The sequence below is a fragment of the Candidatus Culexmicrobium sp. genome (assembly GCF_058356305.1).
Genome location: NZ_JBTVBB010000008.1, coordinates 38,539 through 54,591, shown reverse-complemented (window position 1 = coordinate 54,591; position 16,053 = coordinate 38,539). Strand labels below are relative to the sequence as shown.

The window sequence follows — 16,053 nt, the reverse complement described above, 5'->3', positions numbered from 1 at the left end:
AAAAAATTAAAGGAGAGGGGGGTTAAATAAAAATGAAATTTAACCTTGGAAAAGGAGATCCAGTAGACGAACCTGTTCCATAAAGAGATTCTTAAATCCACTTTACTTATTTTAATTTCATCAGTAAAGTATTTATATTATTTTGAAATTAATTAAGCGAGAGAGGAGTGAAAATGCCATTTCTGCCTGACTTATATTTGGATAAATATACTAAATATCTGAGTTTACTAAATGATCCAACCGCTAAACTTATTAGTGTCCTGTCTAAGGTTAACCCAAGAAATATTTCCGAAATTGCGAGAGCAACAGGTTTGTCTCCCTCATTAGCACACTACCATCTAAAAAGACTTACAAATAATCGATTATTACGCATATCAGCTAAAATAAATTATTATAAAATTGGATTGAGAGCAGCTGAAGTCTTTATTGACATACTCTCTGCTAAAAGAAAATATGCTCGTGAAGTTCTTGCTTCCCATGATTATAGTTGCTATATTGCATTTTGTCATGGTAAAGTTAATGGATATTATTGTCGTTTTGTTATTCCTCGAGGTAAAGAGGTTGAATTTCAACTTTTTTTGGAAGAGCTGGTTAATTGTAACTTAATAAAAAGTTATGAACTTCTTTGGATTAACTCTGTATTGTATAATTCTAAGTGGTTTAATTGGTTTGATTATAGAAATAAGCGATGGATATTTCGTTGGAATGATTGGATTAAAGAGATATGTACTAATTCAATAAAAATCTCCTTTGATAATGACAATCTTCCCCCTCCCACAGCTCCTGACTATGTTGACATTTTTATTTTGAAGGAGTTATTCAAAAATGCTTGTATTAGTTTTAAGGAAATTGCGAAGCGAATTGGCTTGACTGCTCCTGCAATTCGGTATCATTATTATAATCATGTTGTTAGATTTAAGTTTATAAGTGGTTATAGACCAGTCATATTTCCGTATCCTATGATTATATCTGATTTACACGTTTTCAGAATAACTTTTAGAAACGAATTATTGCTTAGGAAATTTGTTGGTTCGCTAAACGGTAAGCCGTTTCCAATGGGAACAGCAATTGTTGTGGGAAAAAATGAAATTTCTTCTACAATCTATCTGCCGAAATATGAGCTTTCCAACTTTGTTAATGCACTCATAGACCTCGCCGATACAGGTATTATTACTGACTTTAGCTTTGTAACGTTAAATCTTAAGGATTATAGTCACGAAACTATTCCTTATCAATGCTTTAAAGATGGAAAATGGATATATGATCACGAGCGATATATGACTAAAATTAGAAAGATTGCTGAGAAGATGGAGAGGATTTATAGTTATTAGTTTATAATGTTTTTTGACCGTTAGAGTTATTTTTATTTTTTATCTATTTGTAGTGGTGATTTTAGTGGTCTTGTGGTATGGTGTTTTGGTTAGTGTTTTTTGTTGCTGTGTTTCTTCTTAGTTTGATTATTTCTCTTGGGGGTTTTTGCGTGGTGTCATGGGAGTCTCTATATGGTAGATTGCTTGATGTTGGTGTTGATGATAAGTTGGTTTTGGAGTTGGCTGATTTATTGTTGGATGATGAGTTTGGGGTTGATTTGAAGCGTGTTGAGGGGGACCCTTCACGTTATGTTTCTTTGTATGAGGATGTTTGTTCCTTTTTTAATATTAAGTATGTTTTTCATAGTAGGGCTTTTAGTAATTTTTTGGTTAGTCCTAGGGAGCATGTTAAGGGTATTATTGTTCCTAAGATTAGGAGGGCTGCTTTGAGGAGGGTTGATTCTAGTCGTTTTTATAGGTTGATTAATCTTACTGTTAAGAAGTGTATTGATACTAATAGTAGGTTTTTGTTTCAGAATTTTATTGTTCTCTCGATTTTGTATAATTTGCATAGTTTTGATGTTAAGATTGTTTATCCTAATGGCTCTTGGATTCATTTAGATAGGAAGGGTCATCAGCATGGTGGTGTTATTCCTCCTAACTTTATAATTCGTATTGGTGATGATTATTTTAGCTTCTTTTTGGAGGCTCCTAGGCCGGTTGAGTGGAGTTTGCCTTTGAAGTCTGGTGAGCCTCTACCGTTGCATGCTGCTCCTAGGCCTGATATTTTGATTTATAGGGGTTGGGTTGATAATATTGTTGGTAGTTCTTCTAGTTCTATTATTAAGCCTCCTAATTTTATTATTGAGTGTAAGGAGGTTGATGGTTGGTGGAGGAGTATTAGGTCTTCTAAGGGTATTAAACATATTACTAATGGTGAGGTTGAGAGTGTTGATGCCTTTAATGTTATGGAGTTGTATTATAAGCTTTATAAGCCTGATCGAATTGTTTTGGTTTCTAAGGTGAAGGTTCCTAGGGGTGTTAAGTATAAGTTGAGTTTAAGGGGTGTTGAGACTATTGATAATATTAATTTGAATCCTATTGCTGTTAGGCGGGTTGTTGATTTGATCTTTTAGTTTATATTAGTGTTAATGCTGCTTTTATTGCTCCTTCTATTGCATTTACATAGTTTTCTGCCCAGCATAGTATTATTACGTCTCCTTCCTTTAGTTTGAATTTCTTTTTCAAGTATTGTGTTTCTTTTTCATATATTTTGTCTGCTTGTTGGAGTGTTTTTGGGAATAGTAGTTTTTTGTTTGTATATATTAGTGTTGTTGCTCCTTGTGCCCCTGCTTTTATTGCTTCATCTCTTTGTTTTAGTCCATCTTTAACTTTGTTTTTAGCTTTGGATACTTGTATACCATAAATTTTTTCTCCTGGGGCCAGCTTCTCTATTTTTTCTTTTTCTAACTCTTTTATGTCAAGTATTCTTTTTTGATTTAGGTATTCTTTTATTGCTTTTCTTCCTTTCTCGCTTATTTTGCATCCTCTTTTTGAGACTTTGATTAAATTTTTGTCTTTTAGTCTTTCAATCATTCCTCTTACTGTTCCATTTGTTAGTTTTAGTTTTCTTGCTAGGTCATATCTTCCTATTGGATCTTCTTTTTCTATTATTTTTAATGCGATTAATAGTTTTATTGGTGTTATGCGTGGGATTGGTCCCTTTGGCTTTTTTCTCCATTTTTCTATTATTTCTTCTATGATTGTTTTCATTTTGCTTCAATAATTAATTGTTTTGGTTTATTTAAATTAATATTGGCTTTATAGGAGTTTAGGTGGCCATTGAGCTGTGTTTGATAGTGCTATAACTATGTTAACATGTTCTTGACCACATGTTATTTGTCCTAGTTTTCCATTTTCCTTTGTTTTCCAGTATATTGATTTTGATGGATTGTTTTCTATATCGTTTATTGAGTCTATGAAAATTCCAAGGGGGATAGCTTGTATATTTTATTATTGCTATTTTTATTGTTATATGGAAGAGTATGCTTCCTAGTCTTATTTATGTCGAATTAAGCCTTCTGTTTTGTAACGGTTTAGATATGTTGCTGTAACTTAGCATTTATTTCCATCCATATTTTCCTTTTAATGGTACATATAGGACTTCATCTATTGTTCTTGCATATATTTTATTGTTTTTCTTTTCTATTAGTGTTAGTCTTTGAATTTGATTTGGTTTTCCTAGTGGTGCTATTATTTTTCCTCTATTTTTTAGTTGTTTTATTAATGGTTTTGGAATTTGTGGGCATGTTGCTGTTATGGCTATTTTATCGTATGGTGCTAGTGGTGGATATCCTTCTCCTCCATCTCCTAAAATTATTATAATGTTTGTATATCCTAGTTCAGTAAGATTTTTCTTTGCAAATTGGTATGTAATTGGATTTATCTCTATGGTGATTACTAATCCATTTTCTCCTACAATTTCTCTTGCAATTGCTGCTCCATATCCTGATCCTGTTCCTATTTCTAGAAATTTTTCATTCTCTTTTAGTTCTAGGGCTTCATAGAATAGTGGATAGCTGTGAGGACATGATATTGTTTGATTTTTCCCATTCCCTGGTATTGGGAATGGTAGTTCGTAGTAGGCGTAGTCTATGTATCCCTCTGGCATGAATTTTTCTCTTGGAACTTTAAGCATTGCCTTTATAATTCTTTTTGAGCGTAGTATTCCCATTTTGATTAATCTTTCTACCATTAGTTTTCTTTCTTTTTCGAATTGTTTTTGGCTTTTATAGGATCTTGCTTTTGGTGGTGGTATTATCCATCCTAGGGTCATCAATTATATTTTGATGAGTGGGATTATACTTTTATTTTTTGATTTGTTTGAATCTTTGTTTTTATGATAATGATTTATGAATGTTTTTTATTTTTATAGTATTCCATTTATATATTAGTATTTATATTTATCTTTTTTATTTTATTTTTATAGTTTCTAAGAATTGTTTATGTTTTATTACTATTTTTTGGGAGTTACTATTTATTTTTTTCATTATTTTTTATTTATCTTTTTTATATAGTTATTTTATTAATTTTCTCATTAATTTTTATTTTTACTGATTATTTATATTGTTTATTTTTATTTTTATTCTTTAATTTCAATTTTTTCCATTTTTAAATCATATATTGCTATAAAGCCAAGCTTTAAATATTCAAAGCTAGAAAATTTAGATATAAGGTGTCTTAATTGGTTAGAGTTATACCTGGAGTGGAAATAAAGGTTGTAAAGGAGATTATTCCACCAGCGGCTTATCCTTCTGGTGTTGTTGCATTAATCGGTACTGCTGAGAAGGGTCCATTAATGACTCCTACACATGTTAGTAGTTGGAAGGAGTATACTGAAATTTTCGGCTCAAGTCTAGAATATACTATGACTAGGGATGCTAGAGCTTGTTTCTTAAATGGCGTCTTTGAAGTTGTTGCTACTAGGGTTGCAGGTAAAGGTGGTGTGGTTGCTTCAATTGTTTTGAAGGATGCTGGTAAAGCTAAGACTGTTAAGCTTAAGGCTAGAAGGGTAGGTGTTTCTGGTAATGATATTAGAGTTAAAGTGGATAAGGGAACTGAGGAGAATACTGTTAGCCTATGGATTGGTTATGGTGAGACTATTGAGGTTTTTGACAACTTGGTCATGGATCCTAAGAGTGATCGTTATTTAGTTAAGTATGTGAATGAGAATTCTAAGCTAATTATGGCTGAGGATTTGAAATCTAAATCTGAATTTCCTAAGAATAATCCTGTTCCCATTGAAGCTAATTTGTCTGGTGGTAAGGATCCTGGGCCGCCATCTAAGAGTGACTTTGAGAATGCATTAGAGAAGTTGGAGGCTGAACCTGAGGTTGACATGGTCTTGGCTTGTGATATTTCTGATCCAGAGATTCATGCTCTTATTGAGGCTCATTGTAGAAATATGAGTAGTGAAGCTATGGGTAGGATTGGTATTGGAACTGTTGGTAAGGGTGAGAGTGTTAGAGATATGGTTAAACGTACTGAAGTTCTCAGTAGTGACAGATTTGTTCTTGTAGCTCCCTATGGTGTTGCTGCTGCTGTAGCTGGTTTAATTAGTAGGTTAGATTACTTTGAGTCTCCAACCTTTAAGCCTATAAGTGGTATTTCTAAGTTAGAGCGGAATTTTACTCCATCTGAGCTTAGAAAATTGCTGAATGCTGGCATTCTACCATTACAAGCTCGACGTGGGAAGGGTATTATTGTTGTGAAGGGCATTACCACTAGTAAGGAGCAGATTAGTGTTATTAGAACTACTGATCATGCAGTTAGATTGGTTAAGAATATTGGTGAGCAATTTATCGGTACGCTTAATAGTCCTTCAGGTCGCACTGCACTTAAGGAGAAAATTACTGAGGTTATGATTAGGATGGAGAGGGAGGGTGCGATTGTTCCAAGTGTAGATATGACTCAGCCTGCATTTATGGTTGATGTTTATTGTTCAGAACTAGACTTTGCACAGGGTATTGTGAGGGTTGACTTGGCAATTAGGCCTGTCAGAGCGATAGATTATATTTATGCAACTATAGTTGTTCAAGCTTAGGAGGTGTGATGTATGAGTTTGATGCTTGTATCTGCAGCTACGAGTAAAGTGACGATTGATGGGGAAGAGATTAAAGGTATACAGTCTTTAGAGTTTAAGGTTAAACGGAGACAAATTGACATTGAAAGTATTGGTAGTGGTGAGCGTATTGGTGTTGAATGTGGACTGATAACTGTTACTGGTACTATTAGGGTTCGTTCAATGTGCAAGAAGCTTGACGAGCTGCTTTACATGCCTGTTACTGTTCCATTTAACATGGTTGCTGAATTAAAAATGGGTGACAAGTTAGTTAAGAAGATAACATTTGATGAGTGTTATGTTGATGATAAGACCTTCGAGTTAGGTCCCGATGGCGTTGGAATAACAGTGTACAATTTCACTGCAACTAGGGTTAGGGAGGAGTAAAAGCATAATAACATCCTATTTTTATATTTTTAAATATGTTTAGTTTGGAGGATGGATTATGAGGAGGCTCACGAAGGAGGATATTTTGAAGGGTAAGGAGAAACGTGTGGAGTTGTATATTAAGGAGTATGATGCTACTGTCGTTATTCGCCCACTTACTGATGGCGAGTTAACTGAGTTATTTTCACTTTTTGGGGAGTTACCATTGAGAGAGGATGGCTCTCCTGATTTAAGTAGAATTGACTTTAGGAAGAATTTTGAAATTTTGAGGCGTGCTGCATCTCTTGGACTTGTTGAGCCTAAGCTTAGTGAGGAAGAGTTAGAGGACATGATTTTTGGGGTGCCTGAGTTTATTGGAGCTAAAGTTTTAGAGATAAGTGGAGTCGTATCTAGTGAGGAACTTAAAAAAAAAGTTAGAGCTAGAAGAGTTCGTAAGAAGTCCTGAGGGGCAGGAACTTTCAATTTTATGTCTTGATTATGGATATAAGTTAGCTGAGAGTCCAGGGGATTTGACGCGAGATCAAATTAACTTTCTCTTAGTAGCTCTCTCATATCGATTGAGGCAATTGGCGGAGTTTTCTAGACCAATTGAGGAGGGTACTACAAGAATTATTTTCCAATAATTTGAGGGGTTTAGAATGGAGGGAGAGGAATCTAAAGCTTATAGCGGGGCTCTCTCTCCGCTTGAGAGGGTTAGTGCTATAATTTCTTCTCTAAATAAATCCTTCACTAAGTATTACATTGAAGTTTCTAGATCTATTGGAAACTTGATGCAAAGTATGATTAGGCTTAGATGGTACTTGTCACAGCTTTCAATGCTTAGATTTCCTGCAATTTCTTTTCCACCAATTTTTAGAGAATCTTTAAGAGTTGAGGATTTCCCTATTTTTCATATTGAGTCTATAAGGTTTATTCTTCCATCTAGACGTATATTATTGAATAGAGCTTTATTGAATGTTTTAGCGAGGTTTAGAAGTCGAATTACTAGTGAAGTAGAACTTGCTTATCCTGGGATTAGGGATGTTTCATACATTTTTCATCAAGCTGTTTTAAGCTCTTCAAGATTTAGAATGATTTTTTCTGCTTCCCAGCTTCTCTCTGAGGGAATGATTAAAGCTGAAGCTTCAAGGAGCTCTCTAGCTAAGCTTTCTCCTAAAATTGTTGAGTTTGCTTCTTTGAGGAGAGTTAGAGATGTCTCTAGAGTAATGGATATTGCGAGTTATCCTGAGAAGATTAGAGTTAAGCATCCAGTAAGGATTTTTCCTATAGAAGTGGTTGAAACGTTTAGTGGACAGTTGAAGTTATTGGAGAGGGATCTCTATAAAATTTCATCATTATTATCATCTTCTCTCAAGGCTTTAGAAATGGCTTCGGTTAAAAGGGGAGCTGATTATGCTTCTGAATATTACTCTAGGGCTTTCATACTTACTTCTCATATATTTACTTCTAAATTAATTCCTCCTCTAAAGTTTCAAGATTTAATTACAAGTCTCCATTTTCCATTAGTTAGGAGGATTGCAGATTTAAGTGCCTTTACTTTACCGATCTCTATTTATGATTTTTATGGAATAGTTGATAGAGGATATTTTAAGCAATTAAAAGTTCTTCAGAGAAGGCCAGTTAAAACGTACTTCCGAGATACTGTATATCCTATGCTTTCCATACTTCCAAGAATATTTTTTGATTTTTCTAAACGCTTTTATGTTGATATTGAGGGATTGAGTGCTGCTCCAATTATACCTAGAGTTTTTATTGAGAAAGTTCCTAGGATAAGTGATTTTCCAAGTAGAGTTATAGGTGAAGTTAAGGTTTTTCCAAAATTGATTAGTGAGAGTTTAAGTGGATTGGAGCAGGTTGTCTCCCTAACTTCTGTCCATGACGTTCACTGGGGAATTTATGAAGAATATTTTAAACAATTGAAGACTCTTCTAAGAAGATCTGTTGAAGCATGTTTTAGAGGATTGGTATATCCTACTCTTTTTTTGCCAACTGAAAGGATCCTTAGTTTTCCTATGCAATTTTATGCTTACCTTGGAAGATGGAGTGATGCTCAGTTTACGCTTAAATTTAAGCCTTTAATTTTACCAGTCATCCCTTATGAGATTTCTAGGGAAGATGTTATTTTAAGGGGGTTTGATGTATTTATTTCTCCTAAGATTCAGAAATACTTGAATTTAATGAAGTCTATATTTCATGAAACTTATAGGAACATGGAGAGTACCTTGATTTCTTTCCCATATGTTTTTAAGAGGCTTTATCTACCTTACAAGTCTATATACCCTGATATCCAAACTGTAGAGCCTATTGTTACTCGTGGTTTAAGTTTGAGATTTCCCCTTCTTCAAAATGTTTTTGAAGCTTCCAGGAGGAGACCTCTTGCTTATGATTTTATGGGTCTTCTTAAATATGCTTTGACTATAAGTAAGCGTGTTCAATCTAGCTTGATTAGTGAGAAGATTTTCGAGATTGCTAAATTCATTCCTGAGCGATATGTTGTAGGTAAGGTGCCTTTAAGGCCTCAAATAACTCCGTTGAGGATTGTTTCACCAATTAGGATTCAAGAAGCTATTCCAATGTTTTCTCTTAGGAGGCCTCAAACTGTGGTGGCTAGGGAGCCTAGAGTTTTAAGACCTTTAAACATTACAGTTAAGGTTGAGTCTTTGAGGGATGAGCGTGATTTGAGGGAGCTTGAGAGGAAGATTGCCAAGATTTTGAGGGAGGCTGCTCGTAGATATGGGGTGGTTTTATGAGTATTGAGATTGATGGAATGCCTTTAATTAAGCATGATAGGGATGATGATACTGGTAAGACTAAGGAGATTAGAAGTGTATATAATCTTAGTGTAAGTAAGAGGCGTAGAATAGTTGAGCATAAAATCCCAGGTTTAGAGGGTGGAGTTCTACAGGATTTGGGGAGGGAGCCCATTAGAATTTCCTTTGACGGTGTATTATATGGTGAGAAGGCTAAGGAGGTTTTAGAGCAATTAATATCTAAGTTTAAGGCAGGTAAGCCGCTACCATTTTACTCTACTATTTCTGATATTGCTGAGATTCCAAAGGTTTTAATTGAAGATTTACGTGTTGAGGATATGAGTAGTGTTACGAATGTTTTTAAGTATTCTATTGTTTTAAGGGAATTTCTTCCTCCTGAGGAAGAGGAGGAGAAGCCTCCTAGTCAGGATGATGAGGCTAAGAAGGAGGTTGAAGATAAAGCTGATGAAGCTAAGGATTCTATAAACTATATAATTGGTAGAGTTTTAGATGCTGATGGTAATCCATTGGAGGGGGTTACCGTAAAAATTAGTTGGGATGGTGGAGAATATACTGTTAAAACTGATGAGAATGGAGTTTACAGGAAGGATAATTTGAAGCCTGGTAAGTATAAGATTACTGTTGATGCACCTGGTTATGAGGGTGTTGAGAAGGAAGTTGAGATAAAGTAATTTTTAGTAGATGAAGGGATTGGTTAAGAATAAGGATGATATGGTACTCGCTATTGAGCCCATTAAAGTTTGGTTTGAAGTGAAGTTTTCACTTAGTGAGGGTTACTGCGAGTCTAATGTTAAGAAGCTTAAATACCAGAATGATATTCGTTTTATTGGTAAATTATTGTCTCATTGTTCGTTTATATAGGGTTGGTCAAAAGGGATTTTGATATGAATTTCAGTGATTGAAAGTTATACATTTAGTCAGTAGAGTTTTGATTTTAAATGTATTCTTGTATAGTTTCTGTAGTATAACCTGTCTTCATTAGCACCGCACCATCCTCTAATATATTTTCTAATGAATCATTATATTTACCATGTAAATCTGATAAGGAAGGTTTCAGAAAGTAGTAATTAGATGGATTTATCTTAGTAAAGTCAATTAACTGATAAAAGTAGTAGTCGTCATGGTATATACTCTACATTTACATTTAGTTTTTCAGCAATTTCAGCTTGCTTCTTATCACATGTCACGAGAATAATTTTTCTCTTCAATGCCTGTGCGATAAATAGTGCGTCATATATCGTAATACTGTACTCCAAAGATATCTTTAACCCTTCCATCAAATATTTATCCTGAGAATCTACTCTGAGAACTATATTCCTAATACTCTTCAAATCCTCTAACAAAAGAAAAGCTGTCTCTACATCAATATCCTTCAATAAATACACTCTTCTCCATATAGCATTAGCCGTCTCCTTTATAGCTAAAGGAAGCGTATAAGGTCTCATTTTCAAAATATCTGAAATACTTTTCCAGCCTCTCTCCTTCAACAAATACTTCATTAACACTGAGGAATCAATGACTCTTTCTGTCAATTTTTAACCACCTAACAATAGTTCCAGAAGGTAATTCAGGAATATCCTTTAAATGCTCCTCAATCCTTCTAAGAATATCATTAACCTTATACTTAATAATCCTCTCCTCTATGAATCTCCTAATCTCCTCGCTCCAATTAATATCCTTAAGCTCATTCATCCTTTCTTTAAGCTCCTTCGGCACCCTAATACTTATAACCACAGACATGCTCATCCAACCGCAATACATAAATGTAATACAAATATATAAACATGGTTACTAGACATTAATAGAACAACAAATAAAGTATCTTTAGAATAAAACAACCATTAAACCTTGCTGGTTATAGTATCACCGCGTATAATAAGGGTAACTTAATTTGTCTCAGTTTCCAGTATTGTGTTCTCAGCCATTATGGAATATACTAGTTCGCTTTAATATAAGGTGAAACTGAATTGATAAAATTGAAAATCTACTAGATAATCCTTAAATAATTAGTTAAAGAGAACTTTTAATAAGTTTATGTGGTGTTTTATATCTTGATAACTGGAGGAACTTTATATTGGTTGGAAAGAAGGAGTTTAGAGTTGAAGACATGCTTCTTCAAGCTTTAAACAGAGAGAATGTGGATAAGAAGATTGAGGAGATTAAAAATAAAATTGATCAAAAGAAGGAGGAGCTGAGCAAGAAGATTAATGAAATTAAAGAACGTCTTAAGGATGAAGCCGAGGAATTGAGGAGGAAGATGGAGGAGAAGTTAGCTGAAATTAAAGATGAGCTTGAAAGGAAATTAGAGGACTTAAAGAGGAGAGCTGAAGAGAAAAAGGAGGAGTTCAAAGATAAGATAGAAGAATTGGAGAAGAAAATTGAAGATGAATTTCAGAAAATAAAGAAGAAGATTGAAGAAGAAATTGAACAAGTTAAAAAAGAGGTGGAGGAAAAGAAAAAGGAAATAGAAGAGAAAGTTGAGGAGGAGAAGGAGGAATTTAAAGAGGAGAAGGAGGAGCTCTTGGAAAAGCTGAAAGAAGAAAAGGAGAAGCTTGAAGAGAAAATTGAAGAAGGAAAAGAGGAGATTAGAGAGGGAGTTGAAGAGTTAAGGGAGGAATTCAAAGAGGAGAAGGAAGGCTTAGTTACGAAGATTGGGGAGGAGAAGGGGAGATTAAGTGAAGAGTTAAGTGAGATTGAAAGGGGCATAAGAGATATTACAAAGTAGTTTGCTTATTTTCGCAATTTTTATTTATTAACTTTCATAAATTTAGTTTCATGGATGTTTTGAAGCCGAGTTATATGGTTAGGATTGGCTCTGAAACCTTTCAGCCTAGCAGTAGGAATGTCATTGGAATTAGAGTTAACTTGAATATCGATGCTTATGTAAATGATTTTGAAGTACTGTTTACGCCCTCAAATAAGGTTTTTAAAATTAAGCGTGGTGATAATGTTTCAATTCAACTTGGCTATAATGATAGTTTAGTTGATGTCTTTAAGGGTACAGTTGATGATGTTGAACATGGATTTTCGATGGTTAGGATTGTTGGTTTCAATTTTGCTTCGAGGCTTGTGAATTTGAGGGTGAATCAAGTTTATGAAAATCAGTCTGCTGGGAGTATTGTCTCTGATCTCGCTGGTAAAGCTAATGTTAAGGTTGAGGATGCTATGGATGGAATTAGCTTTCCAATGTATGTTGTTGATGATAGTAAGAATGTTTTGGAGCATATTAAGGATTTAGCTGAAAAGTGTGGTTTTGATATCTTTTTTACTGTTGATAATAAGCTTGTTTTTAAGAGGTATGAGCGTAAGGAGCCTCATGTATTAGAGTATGGTAAGAATATTATTGAAATTGAGGTTTACGATTATAAGCCTCTATATGCTGGTGTAACTATTCATGGTGAAAGTCCTGCTAGTTATAAGGGTGCTGATACTTCCCATTGGTTGACTAAGAAGAGTGTTGAAGGTGTAGCTGGTTCTGGAATTTCTCTGCCTGTTTTTGATCCAACTGTAAGGGATAAGGATACTGCTGAGAGTGTTGCTAAGGCTAAACTTGAAGTTTTGTCTAAGTCAATTAGCGGTGCTGTCAAGATTATTGGTGACGCTGAGATAGGGTTAGGTGACACTATTGAGATTAAGGGGGTGCCTAATGGTAAGGTTAATGGTGAATTTCAAGTTCGTGGTGTAGAGCATGTTTTAAATAAGAATGATGGATTTATAACGTATGTTTATTGGAGGATTTAGATGTGAGTAGTCTTGAGGTAATTGATATTATAAGGAAGATTGTTGAACATGAGCTTAGAAAGTTACATATTGTTGAGATTGGTGTTGTGACTTCTGTTTTTCCACGTTCTAGTGAGGGTGATAAGAGTAATTATGAGTGTAACGTGAAGTTGAAGTATAGGGATCTTGAGCTAAGAAGGGTTCCAGTTGCTACTCAGCATATTGGCTTGGCTAATATTCCTCATGTTGGTGATTTAGTTTTAGTGACCTTTGTTAATGGCAACATTAATTCTCCTGTTATTATTGGGCGTCTATATACTGATGAGGATAGGCCTCCCATTAGTAAGGAGGAGGAAATTGTATACATTCCACCTTACTCTAAGAGTTCTAGTCTTAGGCGAATTTATATGGAGCTTCCAAGTGGTCTAGCTTTAACTATTACTGATGATGATGTGAAGATTGAGGCTGGAAAAACTGTTATTACTGTCGATCGTGATGGTGCTGTGAAGATTAAGTCTAACTCTAGTGTAGCTATTGAGGCTAGGGGTGATCTTTCTATCTCAGCTAATAGTATTAAGATGAAGAGTAGGCAGTCTATTGAGATGGAGAGTAAAATGATGAATGTTAAGATGGAGAAGTCGGATATGGATATTAAAATGCTTGGTATTAAGAACACTAATTTTAATTTGGAGGTTCAGTCTTTATTGTCTATTAAGTCTTCAGCTACATTGAATATTGAAGGTGGTATCGGAAATATAAAAATGTCTGGTCCGTTAACTATAAAAGGTGCAGTAGTGAATATAAATTAAATTGTAGGCGGTTTTATGGGTTTACCAGCAGCAAAGTTAGGGGATAGGGTGGTAGCTACTGATACTCACATTATTTTGATGCCTAGTCCTACTGGCCCTATTCCAACTCCAACTCCTCTACCTTTTAATGGTATTATTAATGGTAATTTGAGTCCTAATGTCTTTATTATGGGGCGTCCAGCTGCAACTGTTGGTAGTACAGCCATTAATACTCCTCCTCACATTCCTCCTGGAGGTTCATTTTCTAAGCCTCCAAGCAACATGGCTACTATTATAACTGGTAGTTCAACTGTATTTATTAATGGGAAGCCCGCAGCTAGGGCTGGGGATACTGCTATTACTTGTAATGATCCCGTTGATCTTCCTGTTGGTAAAGTTGTTGCAACTGGAACTGTTTTTATTGGTTAGTTTGGAGGTTACTTTGTGTCTAAAAAAGTTTTGGGTAGAGATTTAAAGCTGGTGGATTTGGAGTTAGGTTCCGATTTAGCTATTTCACCTAGTGGGGATTTGGAAGTTATTAGTGATGAGTATAATCTTAGTCAAGCAATTATTAATAGGCTTAGAACTAGGATTGGTGAGCTCTCTGATTTAGGGCATCCAAATTATGGATCTAGGCTTTATGAGCTTATAGGACAGCCGAATAATGAGAGGACTAGGAATCTGGCTAGACTTTATACTATTGAGTGTATTTCGCAGGATCCTAGAGTTGAAGAGATTTTAAGTGTTAGTGTAACTGTTCCAAGAGATGATCCTAATCGTATTGACATAAGTATTCTTGTAATGCCTACTGGAAGTTCAAGAGTTTTAAATATTGTCTTTCCATTCTATTTGGAGGTTTCATGATGGCTTTTAGAAGGAAGAGTTATGAGGAAATTAGGGATAGTATTCTTTTTCAAATAACTAAGGGTATTATTAATGAGAAACATGTCTTTGATCTTTATAGGTCAAAGTATAAGTTAGATAATACTCCTGTTAAAGAGATCGTAAAAGTTGAAGGGTTAATGAATGGTGTACGCCATGTCTTTAGGAAGAATGTTGACTATAGGCTTGTTGATGATATGATTGAATGGTTAGATGATGGTGATAAACCTGACGATAAAACTCCTTTTTATGTTAATTATATCGTTGATGAGCCGTCAGGTATAACTGATATTAATCCGGGAAGTGTCGTTAGAACTATTGTTGAGGCGATTAGTAGGGAAATCGATTATCTTTATACTCAGTTAAATCAAGTTTATCTTGCAGGTTTTATTGATACTGCATCGGGTAGTGCTCTTGACTTGGTTGTCTCCCTGCTGGGTGTTGAACGTAAGCCAGCTGAACCTGCTACTGGAATTGTGACTTTCGGTAGGAATACTGATCCTGGTGAGGTTGCTATTAGTAGTGAAGCACACTTATTTGATGGTCGATTTCGATATGAATTAAAGAGTTTTCCTGTCAAGAGTATAGTCAAGGTTGAAGGAACTGTTAATGGTTCTGTTTATGTCTTTGAACAGGGTAAGGATTACATTTTGGTTGATGATACGATTGAGTGGTTAGATGATGGAGTTAAACCTGATTTAAATACAATTTTTTATGTCGACTATGTAGCTTATGAGCAAATTAAAATTCCAGTTGGAACTAAGGTTTCAACTTATGCTAGAAGACCCGAGGATGCAAAGGTTTTCATTACAACTGAGGAGCGTTTTCTTAGGAGAACTAGTGATGGGCGATGGGAGGCTGATGTACCAGTTAAAGCATTGATTCCAGGTAAAGCTGGAAATGTTTATGCTGGTGCAATTACAGTTATGCCTCAACCTTTAGTTGGAGTTGAATATGTTATTAATAGAGAGGATATTTTGAATGGTGTTGATGAAGAAAGTGATGAAGAGCTTAGGTTAAGAGCAAAACATGCCTTAGAAGTTGCTGGCAAAGCTACTCTAACTTCTCTTGAAGCTGCCGTTAGAGGGGTTGAAGGTGTTAGTGCTGTTTTGGTGGAGGATATGCCTGATGGCGTTCCAGGGGTGGTTAGAATTATTGTTGATGGTGGAGATGATGATGAGATAAGAGGAGTTATTGATGATGTCAGAGCTGCTGGAGTTAGAGTTGAATTTCTAAGGCCTAAGTCAGTTTATATTGATGTGAATTTAACGTTAATAGTTGAATCTGGTTTTTCAGAGCAAGATGTTGAGAGGAGTGTTGAATCTAAAATTAGAAGCTATGTTTCTTCGTTAAGTATCGGGGAAGATGTTATTTTTAATAGGATTATTCAAGTTTCACTTAGTGTCGAGGGTGTGTATGATGTTAGAGATGTTACTGTCACTGCATATTATGAGAGCGGTAAAGTGATTACTAGTGAGCGGGATAATATAGTGATTGCCTCTGATGAAAGGGCAACTATGAGAAATGTCAATATATTGATAATGCAGTTGAAACGAGGAGGGAAGTAGAATTAA

At 35.0% G+C, this 16,053-nt stretch carries 18 protein-coding genes; 13 read left to right on the top strand and 5 right to left on the bottom strand.

The genetic code is table 11. From position 1 onward, the window contains the following. Positions 1-173 precede the first annotated feature (173 nt). Positions 174-1,331, top strand: coding sequence for a winged helix-turn-helix transcriptional regulator (locus tag ACW8TM_RS02215; protein ID WP_491531644.1), 1,158 nt, complete (start codon positions 174-176; stop codon positions 1,329-1,331). A gap of 149 nt (positions 1,332-1,480) precedes the next feature. Beyond that, a complete protein-coding gene (locus ACW8TM_RS02210; protein ID WP_491531643.1) occupies positions 1,481-2,446 on the top strand; it encodes a hypothetical protein in 966 nt (321 codons plus the stop codon). 1 nt (position 2,447) lies between these two features. Here the strand turns inward: ACW8TM_RS02210 and ACW8TM_RS02205 are convergent, their stop codons facing one another. The 3 genes from ACW8TM_RS02205 to pcm form a co-directional block, all read right to left on the bottom strand. Then, positions 2,448-3,083 carry a DUF4443 domain-containing protein gene (locus ACW8TM_RS02205; protein WP_491531642.1) on the bottom strand — a complete coding sequence of 212 codons (636 nt, stop codon included), beginning with the start codon at positions 3,081-3,083 and terminating at the stop codon, positions 2,448-2,450. A 48-nt stretch (positions 3,084-3,131) separates the two neighbouring features. Continuing rightward, positions 3,132-3,281: a hypothetical protein gene (locus ACW8TM_RS02200; protein ID WP_491531647.1), complete on the bottom strand. Its 150-nt coding sequence runs from the start codon at positions 3,279-3,281 to the stop codon at positions 3,132-3,134. Positions 3,282-3,432: 151 nt separating this feature from the next. Beyond that, a complete protein-coding gene (gene pcm, locus ACW8TM_RS02195; RefSeq protein WP_491531641.1) occupies positions 3,433-4,146 on the bottom strand; it encodes a protein-L-isoaspartate O-methyltransferase in 714 nt (237 codons plus the stop codon). 408 nt (positions 4,147-4,554) lie between these two features. On the opposite strand from pcm, the gene ACW8TM_RS02190 reads away from it, so the two are divergent. The 5 genes from ACW8TM_RS02190 (at position 4,555) to ACW8TM_RS02170 (ending at position 9,760) form a co-directional block, all read left to right on the top strand. After that, the gene (locus ACW8TM_RS02190; RefSeq protein ID WP_491531640.1) at positions 4,555-5,913 is read left to right on the top strand and encodes a phage tail sheath subtilisin-like domain-containing protein; all 1,359 of its coding nucleotides are present in this window, start codon (positions 4,555-4,557) and stop codon (positions 5,911-5,913) included. A 12-nt stretch (positions 5,914-5,925) separates the two neighbouring features. Further along, a complete protein-coding gene (locus ACW8TM_RS02185; protein ID WP_491531639.1) occupies positions 5,926-6,318 on the top strand; it encodes a hypothetical protein in 393 nt (130 codons plus the stop codon). Positions 6,319-6,376: 58 nt separating this feature from the next. Beyond that, on the top strand, positions 6,377-6,763 hold the full coding sequence (locus tag ACW8TM_RS02180; RefSeq protein ID WP_491531638.1) for a hypothetical protein: 387 nt from the start codon (positions 6,377-6,379) through the stop codon (positions 6,761-6,763). 193 nt (positions 6,764-6,956) lie between these two features. After that, a complete protein-coding gene (locus ACW8TM_RS02175; RefSeq protein ID WP_491531637.1) occupies positions 6,957-9,068 on the top strand; it encodes a hypothetical protein in 2,112 nt (703 codons plus the stop codon). Continuing rightward, positions 9,065-9,760, top strand: a complete 696-nt coding sequence (locus tag ACW8TM_RS02170; protein WP_491531636.1) for a carboxypeptidase-like regulatory domain-containing protein — start codon at positions 9,065-9,067, stop codon at positions 9,758-9,760. Before ACW8TM_RS02175 ends, ACW8TM_RS02170 begins: the two co-directional genes overlap by 4 nt. Before the next feature lie 447 nt (positions 9,761-10,207). On the opposite strand, the gene ACW8TM_RS02165 is transcribed toward ACW8TM_RS02170, so the two are convergent. Both ACW8TM_RS02165 and vapB read right to left on the bottom strand, forming a co-directional pair. Beyond that, positions 10,208-10,621: a type II toxin-antitoxin system VapC family toxin gene (locus ACW8TM_RS02165; RefSeq protein WP_491531635.1), complete on the bottom strand. Its 414-nt coding sequence runs from the start codon at positions 10,619-10,621 to the stop codon at positions 10,208-10,210. After that, positions 10,602-10,829, bottom strand: coding sequence for a type II toxin-antitoxin system VapB family antitoxin (gene vapB / locus ACW8TM_RS02160; protein WP_491531634.1), 228 nt, complete (start codon positions 10,827-10,829; stop codon positions 10,602-10,604). The genes ACW8TM_RS02165 and vapB overlap by 20 nt, the downstream gene beginning before the upstream one ends. Before the next feature lie 334 nt (positions 10,830-11,163). Between vapB and ACW8TM_RS02155 the strand changes: the two genes are divergently transcribed. From ACW8TM_RS02155 to ACW8TM_RS02130, 6 genes are all read left to right on the top strand, one after another. Further along, entirely contained in the window at positions 11,164-11,814 is a 651-nt protein-coding gene (locus ACW8TM_RS02155; RefSeq protein WP_491531633.1) for a hypothetical protein, read from the top strand. A 74-nt stretch (positions 11,815-11,888) separates the two neighbouring features. After that, positions 11,889-12,830, top strand: a complete 942-nt coding sequence (locus ACW8TM_RS02150) for a phage late control D family protein (protein WP_491531632.1) — start codon at positions 11,889-11,891, stop codon at positions 12,828-12,830. 2 nt (positions 12,831-12,832) lie between these two features. Then, on the top strand, positions 12,833-13,618 hold the full coding sequence (locus tag ACW8TM_RS02145) for a phage baseplate assembly protein V (RefSeq protein WP_491531631.1): 786 nt from the start codon (positions 12,833-12,835) through the stop codon (positions 13,616-13,618). A 15-nt stretch (positions 13,619-13,633) separates the two neighbouring features. Next, positions 13,634-14,026 carry a PAAR domain-containing protein gene (locus tag ACW8TM_RS02140; RefSeq protein ID WP_491531630.1) on the top strand — a complete coding sequence of 131 codons (393 nt, stop codon included), beginning with the start codon at positions 13,634-13,636 and terminating at the stop codon, positions 14,024-14,026. Between the two features lie 15 nt (positions 14,027-14,041). Next, positions 14,042-14,461 (top strand): GPW/gp25 family protein, encoded by a 420-nt coding sequence (locus tag ACW8TM_RS02135; RefSeq protein WP_491531629.1) that lies wholly within the window; start codon positions 14,042-14,044, stop codon positions 14,459-14,461. After that, positions 14,458-16,047 (top strand): baseplate J/gp47 family protein, encoded by a 1,590-nt coding sequence (locus tag ACW8TM_RS02130; protein ID WP_491531628.1) that lies wholly within the window; start codon positions 14,458-14,460, stop codon positions 16,045-16,047. Before ACW8TM_RS02135 ends, ACW8TM_RS02130 begins: the two co-directional genes overlap by 4 nt. Positions 16,048-16,053 lie beyond the last annotated feature (6 nt).